Origin of the sequence: Mycobacterium sp. VKM Ac-1816D, from assembly GCF_000416385.1 — a bacterium.
Classification (GTDB): domain Bacteria; phylum Actinomycetota; class Actinomycetes; order Mycobacteriales; family Mycobacteriaceae; genus Mycobacterium; species Mycobacterium neoaurum_A.
Map to the genome: position 1 here is coordinate 1 of NZ_AOHQ01000104.1, position 22649 is coordinate 22649.

Sequence of the window (22649 nt, forward strand, 5' to 3'; positions counted from 1 at the left end):
CCCGAGGCACCACCACCGGAACCCCACCATCACCCACCAACACCACACGCTCACCCACACTCAGCGGGTCGAGTTGACCGAGGAACTTCGGTTCGCCATCGGCGAACTGCGCCAGCAGGTGCACCAGGTGGCCGAGCATCCGCGTGACGGCCGGCGCGGCGAAACGCTTGGTCGAGTAGTCCAGCCGCAGCAGCATGGCGCCGGAGCCGTCGTCGCCGTAGGCCATCAGTGCGAGTGGGAAGTTCGTCTGTCCCCGGTACTCGAAATGCCGGCCCGGCATCTGGAGTTGCATGTCGAGAGTGTGGTGGTCGTAGACGATCACACTCTCGAACAGCGGTGCGCCGCGGGCCACCCCGCTGCACGCCTGCACGGTGCCCAGCGGGGTCTGCTCGTAGGGGCGCAGCGCGCTCTGCTGAGCGCGCAGCGCGCGCAGCCACGGCCCGATCTCGGCGTCGCCGTCGACGCCGACCCGCATGGGGAGGGTATTGATGAACAGGCCGGTGATCCGGTCGGCGTCATCGAATCCGGTGATGCGGCCGGCGCGCGTCACCCCGAACACGATGTCGGACTCTCCGGAGTAGCGGTGCAGCAGGACCGCCCATGCGGCCTGCACCATCGTGCTGACCGAGACATCGGCCCGGTGCGCCGCGTGGCGCAGCTGCTCGGTCAGATCCTTCGGCAGACGCTGCTCACAGGCGCTCGCCGGTGCGGTGCTCTCATCGGCGGCATGCGGTGCGTCGATCCCGAAGGGTGTCGACATGCCGAAGTCACCCAGCCGCTCGCGCCAGAATGTCTCGGCGACACCGTGATCGAGCGAGCGACGCCATTCGATGTAGTCGCGGTACGGACGTGCCGCCGGCAATGACAACAACTCCCCACGCTGCGCGGCCTCATAGAGCGCGAACCATTCGTGCAACACGATGTAGGAACGTCCGTCGAGCAGGGCGTGGTGAAATGTCCACAGAACTCTGCTCTTTACCGCGGGAAGCCGGGCGATGAAGAGCCTCATCATCGGGGCATCGGACATGTCGACATCGAGGCGGCTGTCGGCGAGCACGTGGGCATCGAAGCGCTCGTCGGCCGCCTCCGGGGCGATATCGCGCCAGTCGGCGACGGTGGCGGCGAGTGGCGCATGCGCCAGCACTTCCTGGCACGGCTCCCCGACGTCCACCCAGCGGAATCGCGTGCGCATGACCGAATGCCGTTGCATCACCTGTGCCATGGCCTGTTCGAACAGCGCGACGTCGAGTTCCTCGTCCACCGAGATGACGACATGTTCGATGTTCGTGCCGTCCCCCGGCGCGCTCAATGCCTGATACAGCATGCTCGCCTGCATCGGCGACAGCTCGTAACTGTCCACCACCTCATCCATGCGCCATCTCCTCCCCGACACTGGCACCGACAACCTGCAGATATTTGCCAGGACGGTCCGGATCGGGCACGAACCAGGCCTCGCGCCCGTGGGCGTCGCGGCCTCGGCGCGGCGTCGCGGCGCGCTCGGGCAGGACACCGTCGGCCCGCATCTGCGCGAGGCTCTCACCGAAGGCCGAGACGACACACTCGAGATCGGCATCGGTGTGCGCGAGCGTCAGGAATCCCGGCCCGTCTTCCCTGGTGTGCACACCGCGCGCCCGCATGAGTGCGTGGTACAGCGGTTCGAGTGGCAGTCCGGGCGGGAACGACACGTCGAACCAGGACGAGAAATGCCGGATGTGCACCGGCGCATCGAGTTCGGCGCTGACGGTGCGCAGCCGTTCTGTGAAGGCGGTGGTGCGCTGGTTGAGCCCGCGCTGCAGGGCGGGACCATCGTCGCGGAGTCGTCGCAACACCACGCGCGCCGCTGCCAGGGCCAGCGGTGAGCCACCGGCGTGCGAACCATCGAGATACTTCGCACTGCCCGCGACGATCCCGATCGGCAGTCCGCCACCGGCGACCTTGCCGTAGACGGCGATGTCGGATTGCACACCGAACAGCGCCTGGGCGCCGCCGGGGTGGGTGCGAAATCCGGAGCGGACCTCATCGAGGATGAGTGCCACGCCCGTCGCGGCGGTCACCTCGCGCACGGCGTTCAGGAACTCCCGTGGGGCGTGGTCGCGGTGCCGCCGCACCGGCACGGGTTCGACCAGCACGCCGGCGAGCTCCCCGCGCATCGACCTGATCGTCGCGAGCGCCGCTGCACTGCCGTACGCGAGGGCGACCACCCGGCCGCCCGGCACGGTCTCCACGGTGTGACCCGCGCCGGTGACCGCCACGATCGTGTCGCACCCGGACCGGGTGCGGGCAATGTGGACGGCCGCCGTCAGGGCACCGGATTCGTCGGGATAGAACGCAGCACGCTGCATGCCGACCATCTCGCACACGAGGGCTGCGACTTCGGTCGCCAGCGCGTCCGGCGATCCGCTCGCCGAGTCGGAGGCGTACTCGGTCTCGATGGCGTCGCGGATGAAGGCCGGGTCATGGCCGAAGAAGACGGCGCCGCCGCCGTTGGTGAGATCGATGTGAGCCCGCCCGCCGGCATCGCGCAGGTACGCACCCGAGGACTGCACCGCGATGGCCGGGCCGACCGCCTCCTGCCAGCGGTGCCGTTCGATCAGCGTGGTGAGACGCTGCTGTTGTCGATCGGTCAGCCCGACCGCGGGCGCGCGTGTCGGCGCAGCCGGGACCGGGGCGGGTAGGATCCGCGGGGCCGCGAGGTCAGGGGTGTCATCCGGTGTCGCAGCCATGATGTGGTCGATGAGCAGGTCGAATGTCGGCGCTTCCTCGACCAGGGTGCGCACGGTGATCGTGGTCGCGAACTGCTTCTGCAACGCACTGGCGGCCTGGGTGAGGAACAGCGAATCGAAGCCCATCTGCAGGAAGCTCGCACCCGGCGTCAGATCCGACCGGTCGACTCCGGACAGCTCGACGAACACCGTGTGCAGGTGAGCCAGCAGGGTGGCGGAACGGTCACCGGAGTCGGGCGTGATCGACCGGGATGCAGAGGAATTCGGCACCGGGTCGGGTGAGGCAGCCGGCTGTGTCGATTCACGCCCCGGACTCGGGTCGACCCAGTGCCGGCGGCGCCGGAAAGGGTAGGTGGGCAGCGCGACGCGCCGGCGGGTCCCGCCGTGCAGACCGTGCCAGTCGATATCGGCACCACGAGTCCACAGCCGGCCCGCGGCGGCCAGCAGGCAGTCGACGTCCGGACCCCTCTCCTGACCGGGATGCAGCGATGTCGTGATCAGCTGTTCGGGCAGTCGCCGCTCATGCTGGCGGGCCAGCATGGACAGCGTCTGGCCCGGACCGACCTCCACGAGCGCGATCCGCGGATCCAGCAGCGCCCCCACACCGGTCGCGAACTGCACCGGCTCCCGCAGCTGTCGGGCCCAGTACTGCGGATCGCACGCTTCGGCATCGGTGATCGGGCGCCCGGTCAGGCTGGAGATCCACCGCAATGCCGGTGCGGTGCGCGATGTTCCGGCCACCAGTTCGGCGAACGGCTGTACCGCGGGCTCCATCATCGGCGAGTGGTACGCATGTGAGGTGTGCAGGCGTCGGTGCGCGACACCGATCGCGGCCAACCTCGCCTCGAAGCCGGCGATGGCGTCGTGCGGACCCGAGACGACGGTGTGTTTGGGTCCGTTGAATGCGGCGATCGCCACATCGGGAGTCAGCTCGGCGGTGACCAGATCCGCGGGGGCGCGCACACCGAGCATCGCCCCGGCCGGCATACTGCCCATCAGGCGGGCGCGAGCCGCGACGAGCAGCAGCGCCTCGTCCCGCGAGAACGTGCCGCCGACACAGGCGGCGACGAACTCACCGATACTGTGACCGATCATCGCGGTGGGCTGCACCCCCCAGGACATCCACACCTGGGCCAAGGCATATTCGATCGCGAAGAGCGCGGGCTGGGTGATCGCGGTCTGACTCAGCTGCGCGTGCGCGCTGTCACGATCGGGGTCACCCGGATACAGGACACCGAGCAGATCGACTCCGGTCTCGGTCCGCAGCACCCGCGCGCACGCGTCCATCGTCTCCCGGAACAGCGGCTCCGATTCGTAGAGTCCACGGCCCATGTCCACGTACTGCGAGCCCTGCCCCGGAAACATGAACGCGACGCCACCGGACAATTCGGCGGGTGCGCCCCGGCCCTGCACCCGCAGCGGGTCGGCGGTGGTCAGCAGTGCGATCGCGTCGTCGCGATCGCGGCACACCACCGCGCGGCGGTGCCCGAAGCGACGGCGGCCGACCTGAAGGGTGTACGCGATATCGGCGAGATCGGCGCTGAGGTCCTGTTCGAGGTGGTCCTTGAGATTGTGGGCCACCCGATCGAGGGCCTGCGGGTCGCGTGCGGACAGCACCAGCAGCTGCGCAGGCCGGGAGGCGGGCACAGCCGGTCCCGCACTGGGCGCCTCTTCGAGTACCACGTGTGCGTTCGTCCCACCGAGGCCGAACGAGCTGACGCCGGCCCGACGCGGGGTCGGTCCCTCGGGCCAACGGCGCTGGTCGGCATTGACGAAGAACGGGGTGCTCTCGATGCCGAGCTTCGGGTTCGGCGACTCGAAGTTGATGCTCGCGGGGAGTACCCGGTGGTGCAGTGCGAGGCTGGTCTTGATCAGTCCCGCGACACCGGCGGCGACGTCCAGGTGTCCGATGTTCGACTTGACCGACCCGATCGCGCAGAAGCCGTTCTCTTCGGCGCCGCCGGTGCGGAAGGCCTGGGTGAGCCCCGCGATCTCGATCGGGTCGCCGAGCGCGGTGCCGGTGCCGTGGGCTTCGACATAGGAGATCGTCGCGGGATCGATACCCCCGAGCATCTGCGCCATGGAGATCACCCGGGCATGACCGTCGACGCTCGGCGCGGTGAACCCGACCTTGGCATTGCCGTCATTGTTGACCGCCGATCCCTTGACGACGGCATAGATCGTGTCGCCGTCCTCGATCGCGTCGCGCAGCCGGCGCAGCACCACGACGCCGAGTCCGTTGCTGGACACCGTGCCTGCGGCATCGCGATCGAACGGCCGGCAGTGACCGTCGGGAGCCAGGATAGAGCCTTCTTCGTGGAGATACCCGCGTCGCTGCGGCAGCATGATCGACACCCCACCGGCGAGCGCCATATCGCACTGATAGGTCTGCAGGCTCTGCACCGCGGTGCAGACTGCGACCAATGAGGTCGAGCAGGCGTTCTGGATGTTCAGGGCGGGGCCCTTGAGGTCGAACTTGTAGGACACCCGTGTCGCGACATAGTCGTTCGAGTTGCCCAGCATGACCATGATCGGACCGAGCGGATCGGTTACATCGTTGCGTGACAGCAGATTCTGCAGATAGTAACTACTTGTGGTGGCCCCGGCGAAGACACCGATCGGGCCGTCGAACCGCTGGGCATCGTGTCCGGATTGCTCGATGGCTTCCCACGCCGCCTGTAGGAAGAGCCGCTGCTGTGGATCGACGATGGCGGCCTCTTTAGGAGTTAAACCGAAGAACTCCTCGTCGAACTCGTCGACACCCTCCAGCACACCACGGGCCCGCACGTAGTGCGCACGGGTCTGTGCGTCCCCGGCTTCGCCCTGCGGACGTTCGAGTTCCTCGGGTCCGAAGCGCGTGATGCACTCACGGCCGGCCAGCAGGTTCTGCCACAGCGCGGAGACACTCGGCGAGTCCGGAAAGCGTCCGGCCATCCCGATGATCGCAATGCCGTCGAGCGGATCGTATGCGTCGGAGTACATTGGATGGCCGCCCCCACGTCCGGTTATGTTGGTGTGCTGGTTTTTTGACTTTGGCCCGCACATGGCTCGAAAGACGATATGACGTCTCTTCTGTGACCGAAGAGTACGAGTATGCGGCGAGTTTCGCTAGGGGTCTCACGACGTAACCGACAGGGGTGTAGGCATTTTGGCGACCGACACCGGCTTCCGGAGGCCCCTGCAACGCCCACCGGTGAACCGGGGGCTAGTTCTCCATCACCCCCGGGTCTAGTTCCTCCGGACCCGGGGGACCGGCAGGTTCTGGACCCTCGTATCACCGTGCATCTGCGCTTAGGGCGCCGCGCCCGCCGCGGAAACGTCTGCACAATCAGCGCAATGGTCCGGCGTGGGCGCGAGCGCACGAAACCCGAGAGCTAGCCGGGTTAATCCAGGGACTGGGTAGCGATTCATCCGAAATATCGTTCCTATGGTCCATGTACTGCCGGCAGCCAGCAAACAATAGTGAGCATGTGCTTCACGAGATGACTCGACATGGTGTTCTCAGCGAGTGTTCGTGCAGCCCGTCTGCTGACATTGATCGGCCGTCTCGCCGTCCGGGCTCTTCACCGGAGTCCGAGCCGCGGCCTGAATGGGGGATCTGACGTGAAGGTCGCCGTAATCGGAGCCGGGTACCTGGGGCTGACACATGCCGCATGTCTGGCGCAACTCGGGCACAGCGTGCTGACCGCCGATACCGATCCGGACAAGGTGGCCAGACTGCGTTCTGGCGCAGTGCCGTTCTTCGAGCCGGGACTGGACATCATCGTCGGCGAGGGCATGGCCTCCGGACGTCTCGCGTTCACCGAATCATCCTATGAGGCAGCAGCATTCGCGGACATATATTTCATCACCGTTGGCACACCGCAGAACAAGGACGATGCGAGCGCCGACCTGTCCTACGTCGAGGCGGCGATCGACTCCCTGTGCCGCCATCTCGACCGGCCCGCGCTCATCGTCGGCAAGTCGACGGTGCCGGTGGGAACGGCGCAGCGGCTGGCGGATCGGGTACGCCGGACCGCCCCGGCCGGCGCCGCGGTGAAGCTGACGTGGAATCCGGAGTTCCTCAGGGAAGGGTTCGCGATACGGGACACCTTGCATCCCGACCGGATCGTGTTGGGTCTGGAGGACCGTTGCGACCTCCGCTCCGAGGAGATCATCCGGGAACTGTATGCCCCTCTTCTGGACGAGGGCATCCCGTTCCTGGTGACGAGCCTCGAGACCGCCGAACTGGCCAAGGTAGCGGCCAATGCGTTCCTCGCCACGAAGATCTCGTTCATCAACGCGATCGCCGAAGTGTGTGAGGCCGCCTCTGCGGATGTCACATCGCTCGCCGACGTGATCGGGTACGACGACCGCATCGGACGCCGGTTCCTCAACGCCGGGTTGGGGTTCGGTGGCGGCTGTCTGTCCAAGGACATCCGAGCATTCATCTCCCGCGCACACGAACTGGGAGTGGGCGAATCATTGAACTTCCTTCGGGAGATCGACGGCATCAACCTCCGGCGCCGTACCCGCGTGGTCACGATGGCCCGGGAGGAGTGTGGATCATTCGCCGGGGCACGGGTCGCTGTCCTCGGTTCGGCGTTCAAACCGAACACCGATGACATCCGCGATTCGCCCGCGCTGGCCGTCGCCGACCAGATCCGTTCGGAGGGCGCGGATGTGACGGTCTACGACCCCAAGGCGATGGACAACTCCCGGAAATCTTTCCCGGCGCTCAACTTTGCGTTCTCCGCTGTCGAGGCCTGCATGGAAGCCGATGCCGTTCTCGTCCTCACCGAGTGGGATGAATTCCGCCGGCTTCGGCCACAGGAACTGGCCGATGTCACCACATCCCGGCGCATCATCGACGCGCGAAACTGCCTCGATCCGGATATCTGGCGGGCGGCGGGCTGGACCTATCGCGGGCTGGGATGCCAATGACGACTTTCAATGATCGGATCCACTCGGACAACAGAGGAAAACACTCATGAGGATTCTCGTCACCGGTGGAGCCGGCTTCCTTGGATCGAACCTGTGCACCGTGCTCGTCGGACGTGGGGACACGGTGTTCTGCATCGACGATCTGTCGACCGGCCGCCGCGCGAATCTGGAACACCTCTTCACCTCACCCCAGTTCACCTTCATCGAAGACACAGTTCTGGAACCGATCTCTTTGACCGAAAGCGTCGACGGCGTCGTACATCTGGCCAGTCCGGCCTCGCCACCGGCATACCTCGAACGACCGATCTTCACCTTGCGCACCGGCTCGGAAGGCACCCGCAACGCGCTCGACTTCGCACTTGCGCAATCGGCCCGCTTCGTCCTGGCCTCGACCAGCGAGGTCTATGGCGACCCGCTGGTCCATCCGCAATCAGAGGACTACTGGGGCAATGTCAACCCGCTCGGCCCGCGCAGCGTCTACGACGAGGCGAAGCGCTATGCAGAATCGTTGACCACCGCCTACCGCACCTCGCACGGAGTGGACACCGGGATCGTGCGCATCTTCAACACCTACGGACCCGGGATGCGCTCCGACGACGGGCGGGTCGTGACCAACTTCATCGACCAGGCACTGCGTTGCGCACCCCTCACGGTCTTCGGCGACGGCAGCCAGACCCGGAGCCTGTGCTACGTGGACGACCTCGTCCGGGGATTGGTGGCGATGCTCGACTCGCACGAACAGGGGCCGATCAACCTGGGCAACCCAACCGAGCTCACGGTGCACCAGATCGCAGATTTGGTAGCCGAATTGGTGGGCTCGTCGTCCGAGATCGAGCGCCACCCGCTCCCCGAGGACGATCCCACCCGCCGCAAGCCCGACATCACCAGGGCCCGCCAAGTACTCGGGTGGAACCCCGAGGTCGACCTGCGGGACGGGCTCGCGCGCACCATCGAGTGGCATATCGCGACGATGCAGGAGATCCGCGCATCATGAGTACGCCGGGAAGTACCGCCGACAAGCGGGTCCAGGTGGCCGATACCGGGCGAGGGCCGACACTGGATGCCGCGCCATCGCCGCGCACCGACCTCACCCGTCCGCGGTGGCAGGAGCGCTATGCCGCCACCCTGCGCATCACCGACGCCATCGTGGTGTGCGCGGCAGTGGCATTCGCGCAGTATGTTCGCTTCGGCCTGCCGCCCTTCGTCACCGGACACGAAAATCGTTATGCGACCGCATGTTCGGTCTTGACCGTCATCATCTGGTTGTCGCTGCTGGCCGGGTTCCGGGCCAGGTGCACGCGGATCATCGGCAGGGGCATGGAAGAGTACCGGCGCGCGGTCGAGGCGTCCATCTGGACGTTCGGGGCCATCGCGATGACGGAGTACATCTTCCATCTCGAGATCGCCAGAGGCTACCTCGCGGTGGCGCTTCCCGCAGGCATCTTCGGGCTGGTGGTCAGCAGGTGGCTGGCGCGCCGATATGTGGCACGTAAGCGCACCGACGGGAGCTATCAGACCACGGTGTTCGTCGTCGGGAACAGTGACGCGGTGACGGGCCTGGCAAACGACCTCACCCGGCGGCCGGCCGACGGATTCCGCGTGGTGGGTGCCTGCATTCCGGGCAGCCGGGCCTCGGGGGACCACCATCTGATCGTCCGTGGCGAACAGATACCCATCGTCGGCGGCGGAAGCTGTGATCTGACGGTGTTGGAGGAGCTGATCCGTACGTTCGGCGCCGACACACTGGCGGTGGTCGGCACCGAACACCTCGGGGTGCAACAGATCCGCAAGCTCATCTGGAAGCTGGAACCCCTCGGCGTCGAACTGCTGGTGTCCCCGGGGGTCACGGATGTCGCGGGTTCCCGGATGACCATGCTGCCGGTAGCCGGACTGCCCCTGCTGCACATCGAGAAGCCGCAGTATCGGGGTGCGGAGCGGTTCCAGAAGCGGGCCTTCGACATTTGCTTCGCCTCCGCAGCGCTGACTGTCGCGTTACCGGTACTGCTGATCGCGGCTGCCGCCATCAAACTGACCAGCCCCGGCCCCGTCTTCTACGCGTCGGAGCGAATCGGGTTCGGCGGAAAGGCATTCCATATGCTGAAACTGCGCACGATGGTGCAGGATGCCGACAAGAAGCTTGTCAGCCTGATGGGAAGCAACGAGTGCGACGGGCAACTGTTCAAGATCAAGAACGATCCCCGGGTGACGCCGGTCGGGCGGATACTGAGACGGTTCAGCATCGATGAGCTGCCACAGTTCATCAACGTCCTGCGACGCGACATGAGCGTGGTCGGACCGCGGCCCCTGTTCTGGATCCAGGACGAGGAGGACGACAGTGATTCGCTGCGCCGACTGCTGGTGAAGCCCGGGATCACGGGGCTCTGGCAGGTCAGCGGCCGATCCGACCTGGCGTGGGAGGACGCGATCCGCCTTGATCTCTCCTACGTCGACAACTGGTCGATGGCCGGCGATCTGCTGATCATCACGAAGACCCTGCGCGCGGTGTTCCGGCATGGCGGGGCGTACTGAAATGTCCAGCGAAGCAGCGCACTTCACCGCCGCAACCGACCAGCCGTATGTCTACACCCGCAAGGAGCTGGCCGAGCCGGACTGGCGGCGGTACCCGGGCTGGGCTGCGGTCACCGAGGCGCAGTGGCAGGATCCGCAGTGGCAGCGCGCACATTCGGTCAAGAACATCGCGCAACTCCGGGCTGTGATGGGGCATCTGCTCGACGATCGGTTCTATGAAGACCTGATTGCCGACCAGCAGCAGCGCGCCACCATGCAGATGTTGCTGCCCCCGCAGATGCTCAACACCATGGCTCCGCACTGCGGGCCCGAACGCCGGGGTATCGCCGAGGCCTTCTATGCCGATCCCATCCGGCGCTACATGCTGCCCGTGCTCAGCGACCGCGATCCGGAATGGGTCTCGCACCCCTACGCCGAACGAGACTCGCTGCACGAGGCCGACATGTGGGTGGTGGAGGGCCTGACCCACAGGTACCCGACCAAGGTGCTCGCCGAGCTGGTGTCCACCTGCCCGCAGTACTGCGGGCACTGCACGCGCATGGATCTGGTCGGCAAGTCCACGCCGGCGGTCACCAAGTCCACCCTGCCCCTGCTGTCGGCCGACCGGCAGGACCGCATGCTCAGCTATCTGCGGGCCACTCCCACCGTGCGTGATGTCGTGGTGTCCGGTGGAGATCTCGCCAACGTCCCCTGGCCGCGGCTGGAGGCGTTCATCGCCCAGCTGCTGGATATCGACACCATCCGCGACATCCGGCTGGCCACCAAGGCGCTTGCTGCACTGCCGCAGCACTGGCTGCAACCCAAGGTGGTCGACGGAATCAATCGCCTCGCGCTGACGGCGGCGGCTCGCGGGGTGAATCTGGCGCTGCACACCCACATCAACCACGTCCAGTCGGTGACACCGCTGGTCGCGGCGGCGGCTCGGACACTCATCGACGCCGGCCTCCGGGACGTACGCAACCAAGGCGTGTTGATGCGCGGGGTGAACGCCACCGCCGACGACCTGCTCGACCTGTGCTTCGCACTGCAGGGCGAAGCCAACATCGTGCCGTACTACTTCTATCTCTGCGACATGATCCCCCACGCCGAGCACTGGCGTACCTCGTTGGCGGAGGCCCAGCAGCTTCAGCTGGCGATCATGGGGTATCTGCCGGGGTTCGCCACTCCTCGGCTCGTGTGCGACGTTCCCTACGTCGGTAAGCGGTGGGTACATCAGATGGTGAAATACGACCGCGAACTGGGCATCTCGTACTGGAACAAGAACTACCGCACCGGTCTGGAGCTGGCCGATGCCGACGCGCTGAGCCGTGTCTACCCGTTCTACGATCCGATCGGCAGCCTGCCGGCATCCGGGCAGGCATGGTGGCGCGCGAATTGGGATCGCGCCGAGGACGATATCCCGCCTGCCGATGACACCGCGGCCGAACACGAGTCTGTGCGACTACCCGCCTGACCCCAGGCCACACCACATGCAGCCGGAAGGAACCGAACGGGCAATGGACGATGCGTATGGCGGCAGGTGCGATGAACCGCAGGCTCAGCACGTCGCTGCGGCCCGAAGTCCCGCTGTGACAAAGACGTCGGTGCTGGGCTCCGGGAAAGCGGACGGCGTGCACGTCGAGTTGTCTCCGATCATGGACGACGACGTGGCCGGGGTCGCAGCATTCCTGCACGCCAACCTCAATGACCGGGTCCCGTGGGAACAGGCGTGCTCGACAGTGCCGTGGAAGGTCGACGCACCCAACTACGGATTCATGCTCTGGGACGGCCGGCGGGTCGTCGGCGCGTTGCTGGCCCTGTATTCGGAACGGCTCGTGAACGGCCGGGTGGAGCGGTTCTGCAACATGGGGTCCTGGTGTGTGCTGCCGGAGTTCCGGTCGCGCAGCATGTCGCTGCTACAAGCACTGCTCGCGCAGGAGGACTACCACTTCACGGTGCTGACCGCCGATGTGCAGCCCCAGGAGATCCTGGCTTGGTGGGGATTTCGGTACCTCGATACGGCCGCGGTACTCATCCCGAATCTGCCGTGGCCCACCGTCCCGGGACTGACCACCATCATCTCCGATCCCGCGGTCATCGAAAGAACCCTCACCGGAACCGAACTCGCCCTCTACATCGACCACGCGCAGGCACTTGCCGCACACCATCTCGTGCTGACCCGTGGTTCGCGTCATTGCTACGTCATGTATCGGCGGTCGAGATACAAAGATCAACCGGTCGCGATGCTGCTGCACGTCAGCAATCCCGATCTGCTGCGCCACGCCGTGGCACCGCTGACCCGCCACCTGCTGGTCCGCCACCGGCTGCTGGCGACCCTCGCCGAACTTCGGACCATCGGGCACAAGCCGCCGTTGGCGCTCAGCTTGACGAACTGGCCCAAGATGTTCCGCAGCGCCGGCTTGGAACCCGGGCAGATCGACGACCTCTACAGCGAGCTCGTGTGTGTGCCCTGGTAGCCGGCCGTCGGCTTCCCGACCCGAAACCTGGACCGCACATGGCCCAGGATGAACAGGCACGCCTACAAGCTGTGCCGGCGCATCCCGGAGACGTCGTCTTCAGCGTCGAACCCATCGACACACTCGACGGGCTGGAACGGGAATGGCGCCGACTGGAGGTCGAGGCCGCACCATCATTCTTCCTGTCCTGGCAGTGGATCGGCACCCTGCTCGAGATGGTCCCGCCGAGCGCGATGCCGCGCGTCCTGCGGGGCACGGCGGACGGCCGGACCGTGGCACTTGCCGTGCTCGGGGACGCCCAGATCAGGCGGCACCATATCGTGCGCGCCCGTCGGTGGGTTCTCAACGCCACCGGGGATCCCCGGCTCGACTGCATCTTCCCGGAGCACAACGGTCTGTTGGCCGACCCGGACGTGGGCTGGGAGGGGCTGATCGAGGCGTTCTGTGCCACAACAGGAGTCGATGAGATCAGCTTCCCGGGCATTGCCACTCCCCCGCCGGCAGCCCTGGTCGAGGAACGCGGTCTGCTCCGGGAGGAGCGGCCGGAGTCGTCGTTCGCCGTGGACCTGGGCACGCTGTCGGCCAGTGGTGGCGACATCACCGCGATCCTGAGCCCCAATGCCCGGTCACAGCTGCGCCGGGCATTGCGCAAGCTCGACCCGGTCACGATCGAAGCGGCGTCCGACGAGCAGCAGGCACTTGACTTCTTCCGGATGCTCAAGGAACTGCACATTCCCTGGTGGGAGCAGCGCGGACTGCCGCACGCATTCGTGCACCCGTTCTTCGAGCGTTTCCACGAGCGTCTCATCGAACGTGGGTTCGCCGAGGGCGCCGTCGAACTGCTCCGGGTACAGAGCGGCGACCGGACGCTGGGCGTGCTCTACAACTTCCGCCGTGGCAATCGGATCTACGCCTACCAGAGCGGTTTCGTGCACCCACGGGCGCATGAGCGGCCCGGAGTCATCGCCCATGCTCTGGCCATCAAGAAGGCGTGGCAGGACGGTGCCGAGATCTACGACTTCATGGCCGGCGAGAATCGGCTGAAGCGCAGCTTCGGCAACCGCACCGAGACGCTGTCGTGGACGGTCGTCCAGAAGCCACGGCTCCGATTCCGCATCGAACATCGAGCACTCGGCGGGTCCCGATCGGCCAAGAAGAAAGCGAACACCGGTCATGAATTTGCTTGAAAGACGCGTCGACACGCTCGATCCCAGGTTGAGCGCGGAGCTGCGCGGGCTCAAACTACGGCTTCACCGAAACCGGCTGTGCGATGTCATCCGCCGGTGCGCCGTACCCGGCCGATCGGTGCTGGACATCGGCGCCAATCGCGGCGTCTACACCTGGATGATGTCGCGTCTTGTCGGGCCGGACGGCACCGTCCATTCGTTCGAGCCCTACCCGGCCAACGTCGAGCGGTTGAACGCGCTGTCGACGACCCGAGCGAACATCACCGTGTATCCGGTGGCGCTGTCGGACAGCGACGGCGAGGCGACACTGCACGTCCCGCGACATCACCGGCGCGACATCGACGCGCTGGCCAGTCTCAGGACGACCGCCATCGATGAGCGGTTCGTGCCGGTGCAGGTCGAGAAACGCAGACTCGACAGCGTGCTCCCGTCCAGCGCGCGCCCGCTCGGATTCGTGAAATGTGATGTCGAGGGTCATGAGGACGAGGTCGTCGACGGCGCATGGCACACCATCACCAGGGACAGGCCAACGATGGCCATCGAGATCGAGCAACGGCACCGCCAGGCTCCGGTCACCGATCTCATCGGGCGCATCATCGAGGTGGGTTACGACTGCTTCTTCCTCGACGAGGACGGCACCCATCCCATCGCCGAGTTCGACATCGAGCAACACCAGCTGACCTATCTGACCGCGGAGTTCGTACCGCATGCGATGCCCCGCGGCTACGTGAACAACTTCCTGTTCTTCCCGAAATCAGACTGAAAAGCACCCATGATGCGCCTACGTGCCCACCGTACTTCCAGTGCCGTGATCGCGACGGCCGTAGCCATCGCCATTTCTACCGCACCGCAAGCGGGCGCGCGCACGCTGTTCGTCGGCGACTACTCCACCGGGGATTTCTCCCAGTGGCCGACCGTGCAGGTCAAAGGATACAACGACAGCGGGGGCGATTTCGTCCCCGACTATTCCGCCCGTGTCGTCCCCGACGCCGTCAAAGGACGCGCCGCGCGTTTCGAGGTCCGGCCCGGGGACAAGCCTCCGTTCGGTGGCGGTGAACGCGCCGAGGTACAGGGCGGCTCCGGAACCGGCGGCGTCGAGGGACAGACGTGCTGGTATCAGTTCTCCACCAAGTTCGACGTGTCGTTCCCGTTGAACCACGCCGATCTGGGCTGGGGGGTCACCAACCAGTGGCATGCCTATGCCGGAGGCAGTCCACCGGTCAGTTGGACTGTGGACATGGAGAACGGTCAGTGGTCACTGACCATCGAGAAGCAGGCCGCGCCGGGCGCCTACCTTGAGCAGTTCTCGATCTTCGACACGCCGCTGGATGTCGGGCAGTGGCACGACGTGGCCATGCAGATCCACTGGTCGTCCTCCGACGATGACGGTTGGATACGCCTGTGGCACAACGGAGCACGGCAGGATTTTCGCGACGGCTCGGATACCTTCCAGGTGCGCACCCTGATTCCCGGGGCGAGCGCTGTCTACTACAAGGAGGGCATGTACCGGGAGCCCTCAGACTCCACGGACATCGTCTACCATTCCGGATTCCGCTCCTCGGACGCCGAACCGTTGCCCTGAAGGCACCGGTCCGGCGACGGCGGCACCGATTCGCCGGCGTGCGACCGCACCCCGCAGACGTGGCCTGCGCAGTTCGAAACCGGAGATCTTGAGGCGATACAACGCCAGTGAGTGGTTGCTCCCGATTCCGATGCGGGGCAGCGCAAGCGGATCGGAATCGGCGTCTGCGAATCCGTGTGTCGTCGAGAGCGCCCAGCGGACTCCGTTGCGACGCAGCGCACCCTTCGCACGCATGTCGAAGTCCTGCACACCACCGTTCGGGTACGCGAAGATGGTCGGTTCATTGCCCGTTTCTCGCTCCACGACCAGGCAGGATTCCGAGATCTCGTGGTCCACCTTGTTGTCGGTGCACCGCGAGAGGATCGGATGCGTGACGGTGTGCGGGTACAGCGATACCAGGCCGTCCCGGGCCAGCATGCGCGCCTCGTCCCAGGACAGCATCTCGAACGGACCCCCACGGGCGTCGATGTCCGCGCCGAGTTCGGCGACGAGCCAGTCGACCCGCGCGATGCGTTCGGCATCGGGCAACTGTTTGAAGTGCTGGACAACCGTGTTGCGCACCTCGGTGCGATCGGTGACGTTGCGCAGCGAGTAGCGGCCGAGTCCCACGGGACCGAGGTCGATTTCGGTCACCGCGGTGTGTGCGAACGCAATCCAGAGTTGGTCGGGCCAGAGCGCCTCGCCGGTGCCCATCGGCCCGGTGGCGAGGAAGACCGCCGCGGGTAGTCCGAGGTCGCGCAGTACCGGCGCGGCGTGGATCGCGAGATTGCGGGTACCGTCGTCGAAGGTCAGCGTCGCCGCCCGGCGCGGCAATGTACCGTCATGGAGGCGCTCAAGCGCCTCCTGCAGGGGCAGGACGTGAAAGTGCCGGCGGAGGTATCCCAACTGACGCCGAAGCGTGGCGGCGTCATGCACGTAATCACAGGCCGGCGAGAGTGGTTCGCCCTCCACACCGTGGAACATGAGGATCGCGAGCCTGCCCGAATTCTTCCACCGCGCGAACGCCGGAACGCCTGCGGCACAGAGCATCCGCGCCGCCAGCAGCTTCATCCGCGCACGGCGGGCGGCCGTGTCCTCTGCCCCGGCACTTTCGGGCCGCGTTGGCTCGGTGATCATGCGTGACTCCTCGTCAAAGCGGTGTGATAGGCATCGACCGTCGCCGCGGCCACGGTCTCTGGTGTGAATCGGTCCATCGCGATCGCGTGTCCATGGCTGCCCATCCGCAGGCACAGGCTCTGGTCATCGAGCACTGCGCGCAACCGGTCGGCCAGCGCGGGCTCGTCCTCGGAATCCACGAGGAACCCGGATACACCGTCTTGCAGCATGTCCGGGATACCCCCGACCCGACTGGCGACCACCGGCTTCCCCGCCGCCATGGCCTGCGCGATGATCGTCGGCGCATTTTCCTGTCGCGAGAACAACACGACGGCTCGCGCGATCGCGATTTCATGCAGCATCCGCTCGTTGTCGGCAAACCCCTCCATCTCGACACAGTCGGACAGCCCCAGTGTTTCCACCCGCTCCCGGACCTCCAACGCGTAGGTCTCATCCGGGTGCGGACCCACCAGCACGAGACGTGCATCCGGTACCGTCCTGCGCGCCTGGGCGAAAGCATTGACCAGACCGAGCGGATTCTTCAGTGGGATCAGCGCACCCGCGAACAGCAACCGGGGCGCGGTCGACGGTGACGGCGCCAACTCGAAGAACCGCGGATCGGTCGCGTTGTCGATGCTCACCCGTGTCCCCCTGGTCAGTCCGGACAGTTCCTCTGCGTCGTACTTCGAGATCGAGATGACCACCTTGGCGCGGTGCAGCACTCGCCGGGCCACGCGGTGTATCAGCTTGGCCCGCAATGTGGTGCGGATGCTCTTTCGGTGATAGAGGTGTGTTTCGACGTAGGTGATGCCATGCACGGTCACCACACAGTTCGGGCTGCACCGTGCAGCGATATCGCTGTTCAGCCCGATCTCCTGGCCGTGAATGACGTCCGGGTCCACCTCGGCGATCAGCTTTCGCGCCTTGCGCAGGTCCAGGTAGGCCCCGGTGAGCATCCGGAACCGGTACTGACCGCGTACGTAGTGGACGTCGATCTTCGGCGTCTCCCGCCGGTACTCGGTCGATGCCTCTCCGTGGTGGAACCGCAGCACGGTGACGCTGTCGATGTCATCGCGCTCGGCCAGGGCCGGCACGAGCGCGCTGGTCGCCGACTCGACCCCACCACGCACGACACCGAGCTCCAGCGGATATGTCCCGATCACAAGAACTTTCAAGCCCATGTCCCTACCTCACTCCCGCCGGCCGCCGATGGGGCCGGCCAGGTTCGTTGCCGCCCTGTCGGCGAGGGCGCGCACCGATCCATATCTGGCCGGTGACGCCACGCGCAGGACACCTAGATAGACCAGCGCGAAGACCAGGCAGTCGACCAGGATCAGCGCGAGCCCCACCGGCTCGGCAAAGCGGTCGGACCTGATCAGGAGATGTTCCAGCGAGAAGGCGGCGGCGAAGGCCACAGCGGCCGACACCGTCGACGGCCACAGGCAGGCCAGGACGTTCCGGGGCGACGCATCTGCCACCGAACAGCTCAGGGACACACTGACGATGCCGCAGACCAGATATGTGACGGACAGTCCGAGGCCCACCCCGGCGACTCCGAACGGCAGGAGCAGCACGATCAGCGGCAGGTGGAGCACCAACCCGAGCACACTCAGCCAGTTCACCAGTGATGACCGGCCCGCACCCTTCATCACCGTGATACCGAACGCGTTGAGCGCCGCACCGAACGGAACTGCTGCCATCGCCATGGCGGCGGTGCCCGCGGGACGCCAGTCGTCACCGAGGAGCAGGACGGCAGCCGGTTCTGCAGTCACGGCAAGCACCGCCCCGATCGGGAGAGCGCCGAACCAGGTCCACCCGAGAACCCGGACGAACGCCTCCCGGAATCGACTGCTGTCATCCGATATCCGGGCGAAGGCGGGAAACAGCGTGTAACCGAATATCTCGACGATCGCCATCGCGGGGATGCCCGCCATCTGGTACCCGTAGCGGTACTGGCCCAGATCCGTCGTACCGAGCCGGCGGCCGAGAAGCACCTGCTGGAAGGTGTCCCGAATGCTGGTGGCGATGTTGTCGAAGAGCAAGGGCAAGGAGAAGACCGCCATTTCGCGCCAAACCCTGACCGAGAAGCGACCCCTGAACGGGCGCCATCTCGCCATCCACCAGCTCAGCACCAACAGCGTCAGGATCGATGCGTAGGAGCCGATGACCAGTGCCCATGCTCCAAACCCGCGCACAGCGAAGATGATCGACACCGCCGCGAACGAGATCTTCGCCGCAGGCTGGATGATCATTCGTTGTTTGAACCGGAACGCACGCTGCATGAGGGCCTCCGGGACACTCACGCACAGGTAGAGAAGTACGAGTCCCGAAGTCGCCGCCGCGATGTGCCCGGCCCGGGGGCTGTGGAAGAGGTCGCCGATGAGCGGCGATGTGACCAGGACACCGAGAGCGAGCACCACACCGGTCGCGACGGTCACGACGAGAACGGTGTTCGCGGCGTCCTCGATATCGTCCTCGCGCTTGATCAATGCCTGGGCCAGCGTCCCTTGTGAGAACGTCAGGAGGAACCCCATCAGCACCGATCCCGCGGTGAAGACGCCCACCTCTTCGGGCCCCAGTATCCGTCCCAGCACGATCGTCTGGACCACGACGACGACCTGGCAGACGACGACGCCGACAGCGGAGTACCCAACCCCTCGTTTGAGCACTCCGCTGAGACCGTCTCCGGAGACGTCGTTGTTGGCCTTCATATCACCTACCAGCCGATGCCCTGATAGTTGGCGGTCTCGCGAAGTCGCACGGCATCCGGCAACCGCACCAGGTCGACGATCAGCCGGTCCGCCCCGGCCCGTGACATGGCTTCGACGACCTCCGGTGCGCAGGAACCGACGATCAGCACCTCACCGTGTTCGAGCACCGTGTCGATATCGTCGGTCAGCAGCTCGCCCACATGTGGCAGCCGCTCGTCGATATAGGCACGGTTGGCACCCAGCAGCCGTGAGAGTACGACGTTGGCATCGTGGATCTTGACGTCGAAACCCTTGCCGATGAGTCGTTCGGCGAGTTCGACCATCGGGCTCTCGCGCAGGTCGTCGGTTCCCGGTTTGAACGACATCCCGAAGATTCCCACCTTTCGTCGCCCGTGCGCGACGATCAGGTCCAGGGCACGTCGCAGATGAACCTCGTTGGACACCAGGAGGTTCGACAGCAGCGGGATGTCGACGTCGTTGCGGCGCGCGGTGTGGGTCAGCGCCCGCAGGTCCTTGGGCAGGCAGGAGCCACCGAAAGCGAATCCCGGCCGCAGGTATGCGGGACTGATGTTGAGTTTGGTGTCGGCCACGAATACATCCATGACGGCATGCGAGTCCAGACCCAGTGCGGCACACAGTGCTCCGACCTCATTGGCGAAGCCGATCTTGAGCGCGTGGAAGCTGTTGTCGATATACTTCGTCATCTCGGCAACCCTGATGGGCACCTGGAACACCTGGCCCGGAAGACCCTCGTAGATCCCGATGACCGTCTCGGTGCTCTCCGAGTCCGTGGCCCCCACCACGGTTTTGGGCGGCCCGAAGAAGTCCCGGACGCTGGTGCCCTCGCGCAGGAACTCGGGATTCACGCACACGCCGAAGTCGATGCCCGCACGCTTGCCCGAGACCCGCTCCAGCAGTGGTATCAGCAGCGTCTCGCAGGTCCCGGGCACCATGGTGCTGCGATAGACGACCACATGGCGTCGGTTCTTCTCCCGGATCGCCAGACCGATCTCGGAGGTCACCTCCTCGAGATACCGCGTGGTCAATCCGCCGCCACTGGTCGACGGCGTTCCGACGCAGATCAGTGAGATGTCGGTGTTCAGGACTGCGGCATGGGCGTCCGCGGACACCGTGAGGCGATCTGCGGCCACCACCTCGGCGGTGAGCTCACCGATCTCACTCTCCACGATCGGAGACCTGCCGTGGCGTAGCCCGTCCAGCTTCGCGGGGTTCACGTCCACACCGATGACGTGGTGCCCGCGGGAGGCCAGACACGCCGCGCTCACGCAACCGACATAACCCAGGCCGAAAACACTTATGGCTGACTTCGTTTCAGGATTCATCCCGCTCACCACCCTCGCGTGGACGAAACAATCGACGGACACGGCACGGTTGTCACGGCCCCCGACCGACGGGTGTCGATCGTCAGGCCACGCCGGATGCTGTCCTGGGACCAACTGACCGACAGTTCCTCACCGCGGCGGGTGATCTCGGGCAGCGCGATCACCCCGGCGTCGACGGTGTGCAGGAACGACACCAGCGCCACCGGCAGCCCCGCCCTGGTGTGCGCGGTGAGCAGCCAGGCCGGCTCCCTACCCTCCAGTCGATCCGACCACCAGCCCAGGCCGGAATCGGTGTCGCCCCGGACCTGGCCGGTTTGCACCGGTGTCGTTGCGGCATAGCACAACTGCAGAACCGGGATACCGTCCCGGGAGACCATGTGACCGTCCTGGGTGGGAAGCCAGTCCAGCGCAGGATGCAAGGGCCAGGACACCGCGATGTCGTGTGTCCGCTTTCCATCCAGCAGATCGACCACCACCACGGTGGACTCACCCGGCGGCGCGATCAGCCAACGCCGGTGCGTCACTGGGTCGTCGAGCCGACGATAGCCGTCGTGTTCGGCGTCGACGACGCCGTTCTCCAGATCGACCGAGCGTGCGGTGGTCGCGGCGTGCCTGCGCCAGTAGAACGGCCCTCCGATCACCGACTGGTTGGCACCGTCCACACACACGGTGGGGTGTGCGCGGGTGCCCCGGTGCACGGCTCGCCAGTCCGGATTCATGCAGTAGCTGCCGGTCCCCGGGTCCACGATGACCTCCCCGTCGCCGTCACTGAGCGTCACCGACAGGGCGTCGGCGTGACCGTGGGCCGCGGTCGAGAGATAGCCGAGCGGCCCGACATCCATGGTCAGCCGGTTCCGCCCCTGTCGTAGCACCACCAGTCCCCCGTTCGGTGCATACATGCAGGAGTCGTTGCCGCCCCGACCGACGCCCTTGCCGATCCCGCGCACCGATGTGCCCAGTGCGGCGGCGAACCAGACGGCGGACGTGGTCATCTCGCCATACCTGGCCGCGCTCGCGTCCCCGGTGGTTGCTGCCACGATGCCGAGATGTGCCCGCACGGTGCGCTTCGGCTCGGCTCCCAATCTCAACGCAAAGCCGTCGTCATCGTCCCCGTAGCGCGGATCCGGATCGCCGGGTCCGACGACCGACACCAGGTACCGCGCACTGCGCGCCAGCGCGGTGCCGATCGGTGCCGGCACCCGATCACCGCGCAACCGCCACAACGCGGCGAGCGTCGAGAACAGTTCGGCGGTGAAGATCTGGTAGGAGATCGACTGTTCGGCACCCGCACCGTCGGGCAGGATCAGCTGTTCGGCTGCGGCTTCGAGTGCGCGCACAGCACGCCGCTGCAGCGCCGCGGGTGCGGTCAGTTCGGGGAACAGCAGATGCACGGTCAGCAGTCCGGTGAGCTCACCGACCAGGTGGTTGTTGGCCGAGCTGAACCGGGATCGGTTGTGCCAGCAGTGGCGGGCACTCGCGTCGAGCATGTGGACCACCCGGCGGTAGCGCTGCGTGGTCATCGCGGGTGAGTTCCGCAGCCCCTGTAGTGCGATCGCCACCGAGATGGCTCGCAGGCCCACCTCGAAGGGGCTGCGCCACATGGTTGCGGTGGCAGCCGGGTTCTGGTCGAGCCAGGATTCGAGGTGATCGAAAGCTGTTTCGGCATAGGGTGATTCACCGGTGAACAGCCATGCCTGCGCCAGCACCGGTAGGTGCTGCAGGCGGTTGAGCTCCCAGATCCATTTCGGATCGCTGACCGCCTCCCGGTGGTCGATTCTGCCACCGGTGGATTCGGGCCAGCGGAAGTCGGTGATCGGGTCGTAGCTCCAGTCGATGTAGCGACCGATGTTCACGCTCGGGTACCCGAAGAAGGCGCGTTCGCCGGCGATGCATCGATCGGCCTCGGCCAGCACCGCGCGCACGTGCGAGGGCTGTTCTGCCGCGATCCGCCGGGCCCGCTCCTGGTCGAGCAGCACCGGTCGCCCGTCGCCGTCCCGGAATCGCTGCCGCAGCGCATCCCAGTCCGCCACCGGCCGGCGCAGCATCCGGGAATCGATCGGTTCCAGCCAGACGTCGCGGCGAATCACCATCTCGCCCATT

The 22649-nt window shown here is 66.1% G+C and carries 15 protein-coding genes; 8 read left to right on the plus strand and 7 right to left on the minus strand.

What is annotated here, in order from left to right; all coding sequences use genetic code 11:
- Both G154_RS01855 and G154_RS01860 read right to left on the minus strand, forming a co-directional pair.
- The coding region (locus G154_RS01855; RefSeq protein ID WP_036478762.1) for a condensation domain-containing protein at positions 1-1372 on the minus strand (1372 nt) is incomplete at its 3' end.
- Positions 1365-5705, minus strand: a complete 4341-nt coding sequence (locus G154_RS01860) for a type I polyketide synthase (RefSeq protein ID WP_019512481.1) — start codon at positions 5703-5705, stop codon at positions 1365-1367. The genes G154_RS01855 and G154_RS01860, both read right to left, overlap by 8 nt.
- 621 nt (positions 5706-6326) lie before the next feature.
- Between G154_RS01860 and G154_RS01865 the strand changes: the two genes are divergently transcribed.
- The 8 genes from G154_RS01865 (at position 6327) to G154_RS01900 (ending at position 15400) form a co-directional block, all read left to right on the plus strand.
- Entirely contained in the window at positions 6327-7646 is a 1320-nt protein-coding gene (locus G154_RS01865; RefSeq protein ID WP_019512482.1) for a UDP-glucose/GDP-mannose dehydrogenase family protein, read from the plus strand.
- Between the two features lie 46 nt (positions 7647-7692).
- Complete coding sequence (locus G154_RS01870; protein WP_019512483.1) at positions 7693-8640, plus strand: UDP-glucuronic acid decarboxylase family protein; 948 nt, start codon at positions 7693-7695, stop codon at positions 8638-8640.
- Positions 8637-10175 (plus strand): sugar transferase, encoded by a 1539-nt coding sequence (locus tag G154_RS01875; protein WP_019512484.1) that lies wholly within the window; start codon positions 8637-8639, stop codon positions 10173-10175. The genes G154_RS01870 and G154_RS01875 overlap by 4 nt, the downstream gene beginning before the upstream one ends.
- Before the next feature lies 1 nt (position 10176).
- Positions 10177-11628, plus strand: coding sequence for a KamA family radical SAM protein (locus G154_RS01880; protein WP_019512485.1), 1452 nt, complete (start codon positions 10177-10179; stop codon positions 11626-11628).
- A 115-nt stretch (positions 11629-11743) separates the two neighbouring features.
- On the plus strand, positions 11744-12631 hold the full coding sequence (locus G154_RS01885) for a hypothetical protein (protein ID WP_234713031.1): 888 nt from the start codon (positions 11744-11746) through the stop codon (positions 12629-12631).
- A gap of 38 nt (positions 12632-12669) precedes the next feature.
- Positions 12670-13818: a GNAT family N-acetyltransferase gene (locus G154_RS01890; protein ID WP_019512487.1), complete on the plus strand. Its 1149-nt coding sequence runs from the start codon at positions 12670-12672 to the stop codon at positions 13816-13818.
- Entirely contained in the window at positions 13805-14581 is a 777-nt protein-coding gene (locus G154_RS01895) for an FkbM family methyltransferase (protein ID WP_081649904.1), read from the plus strand. The genes G154_RS01890 and G154_RS01895 overlap by 14 nt, the downstream gene beginning before the upstream one ends.
- Before the next feature lie 45 nt (positions 14582-14626).
- Complete coding sequence (locus tag G154_RS01900) at positions 14627-15400, plus strand: polysaccharide lyase (RefSeq protein ID WP_019512489.1); 774 nt, start codon at positions 14627-14629, stop codon at positions 15398-15400.
- Here the strand turns inward: G154_RS01900 and G154_RS01905 are convergent.
- The 5 genes from G154_RS01905 to G154_RS01925 are packed head-to-tail and all read right to left on the minus strand — an operon-like array spanning position 15335 to position 22639.
- Entirely contained in the window at positions 15335-16516 is a 1182-nt protein-coding gene (locus G154_RS01905; RefSeq protein WP_019512490.1) for a polysaccharide deacetylase family protein, read from the minus strand. The two genes, G154_RS01900 and G154_RS01905, sit on opposite strands and share 66 nt — an antisense overlap.
- Positions 16513-17670 carry a glycosyltransferase family 4 protein gene (locus G154_RS01910; protein WP_162269045.1) on the minus strand — a complete coding sequence of 386 codons (1158 nt, stop codon included), beginning with the start codon at positions 17668-17670 and terminating at the stop codon, positions 16513-16515. The genes G154_RS01905 and G154_RS01910 overlap by 4 nt, the downstream gene beginning before the upstream one ends.
- 15 nt (positions 17671-17685) lie before the next feature.
- The gene (locus tag G154_RS01915) at positions 17686-19206 is read right to left on the minus strand and encodes an oligosaccharide flippase family protein (RefSeq protein WP_019512492.1); all 1521 of its coding nucleotides are present in this window, start codon (positions 19204-19206) and stop codon (positions 17686-17688) included.
- A 5-nt stretch (positions 19207-19211) separates the two neighbouring features.
- Positions 19212-20549 carry a nucleotide sugar dehydrogenase gene (locus G154_RS01920; RefSeq protein ID WP_031601704.1) on the minus strand — a complete coding sequence of 446 codons (1338 nt, stop codon included), beginning with the start codon at positions 20547-20549 and terminating at the stop codon, positions 19212-19214.
- A gap of 5 nt (positions 20550-20554) precedes the next feature.
- Positions 20555-22639: an alginate lyase family protein gene (locus G154_RS01925; RefSeq protein ID WP_162181531.1), complete on the minus strand. Its 2085-nt coding sequence runs from the start codon at positions 22637-22639 to the stop codon at positions 20555-20557.
- Positions 22640-22649 lie beyond the last annotated feature (10 nt).

What these genes read in the sequence shown, in the direction of transcription:
- G154_RS01875 (WP_019512484.1), top strand. Translation starts at nt 8,637, where the DNA reads ATGAGTACGCCGGGAAGTACCGCCGACAAGCGGGTCCAGGTGGCCGAT.
- G154_RS01870 (WP_019512483.1), top strand. Translation starts at nt 7,693, where the DNA reads ATGAGGATTCTCGTCACCGGTGGAGCCGGCTTCCTTGGATCGAACCTG.
- G154_RS01905 (WP_019512490.1), bottom strand. Translation starts at nt 16,516, where the DNA reads ATGATCACCGAGCCAACGCGGCCCGAAAGTGCCGGGGCAGAGGACACG.
- G154_RS01915 (WP_019512492.1), bottom strand. Translation starts at nt 19,206, where the DNA reads ATGAAGGCCAACAACGACGTCTCCGGAGACGGTCTCAGCGGAGTGCTC.
- G154_RS01860 (WP_019512481.1), bottom strand. Translation starts at nt 5,705, where the DNA reads ATGTACTCCGACGCATACGATCCGCTCGACGGCATTGCGATCATCGGG.
- G154_RS01880 (WP_019512485.1), top strand. Translation starts at nt 10,177, where the DNA reads ATGTCCAGCGAAGCAGCGCACTTCACCGCCGCAACCGACCAGCCGTAT.
- G154_RS01925 (WP_162181531.1), bottom strand. Translation starts at nt 22,639, where the DNA reads ATGGTGATTCGCCGCGACGTCTGGCTGGAACCGATCGATTCCCGGATG.
- G154_RS01920 (WP_031601704.1), bottom strand. Translation starts at nt 20,549, where the DNA reads ATGAATCCTGAAACGAAGTCAGCCATAAGTGTTTTCGGCCTGGGTTAT.
- G154_RS01890 (WP_019512487.1), top strand. Translation starts at nt 12,670, where the DNA reads ATGGCCCAGGATGAACAGGCACGCCTACAAGCTGTGCCGGCGCATCCC.
- G154_RS01895 (WP_081649904.1), top strand. Translation starts at nt 13,805, where the DNA reads ATGAATTTGCTTGAAAGACGCGTCGACACGCTCGATCCCAGGTTGAGC.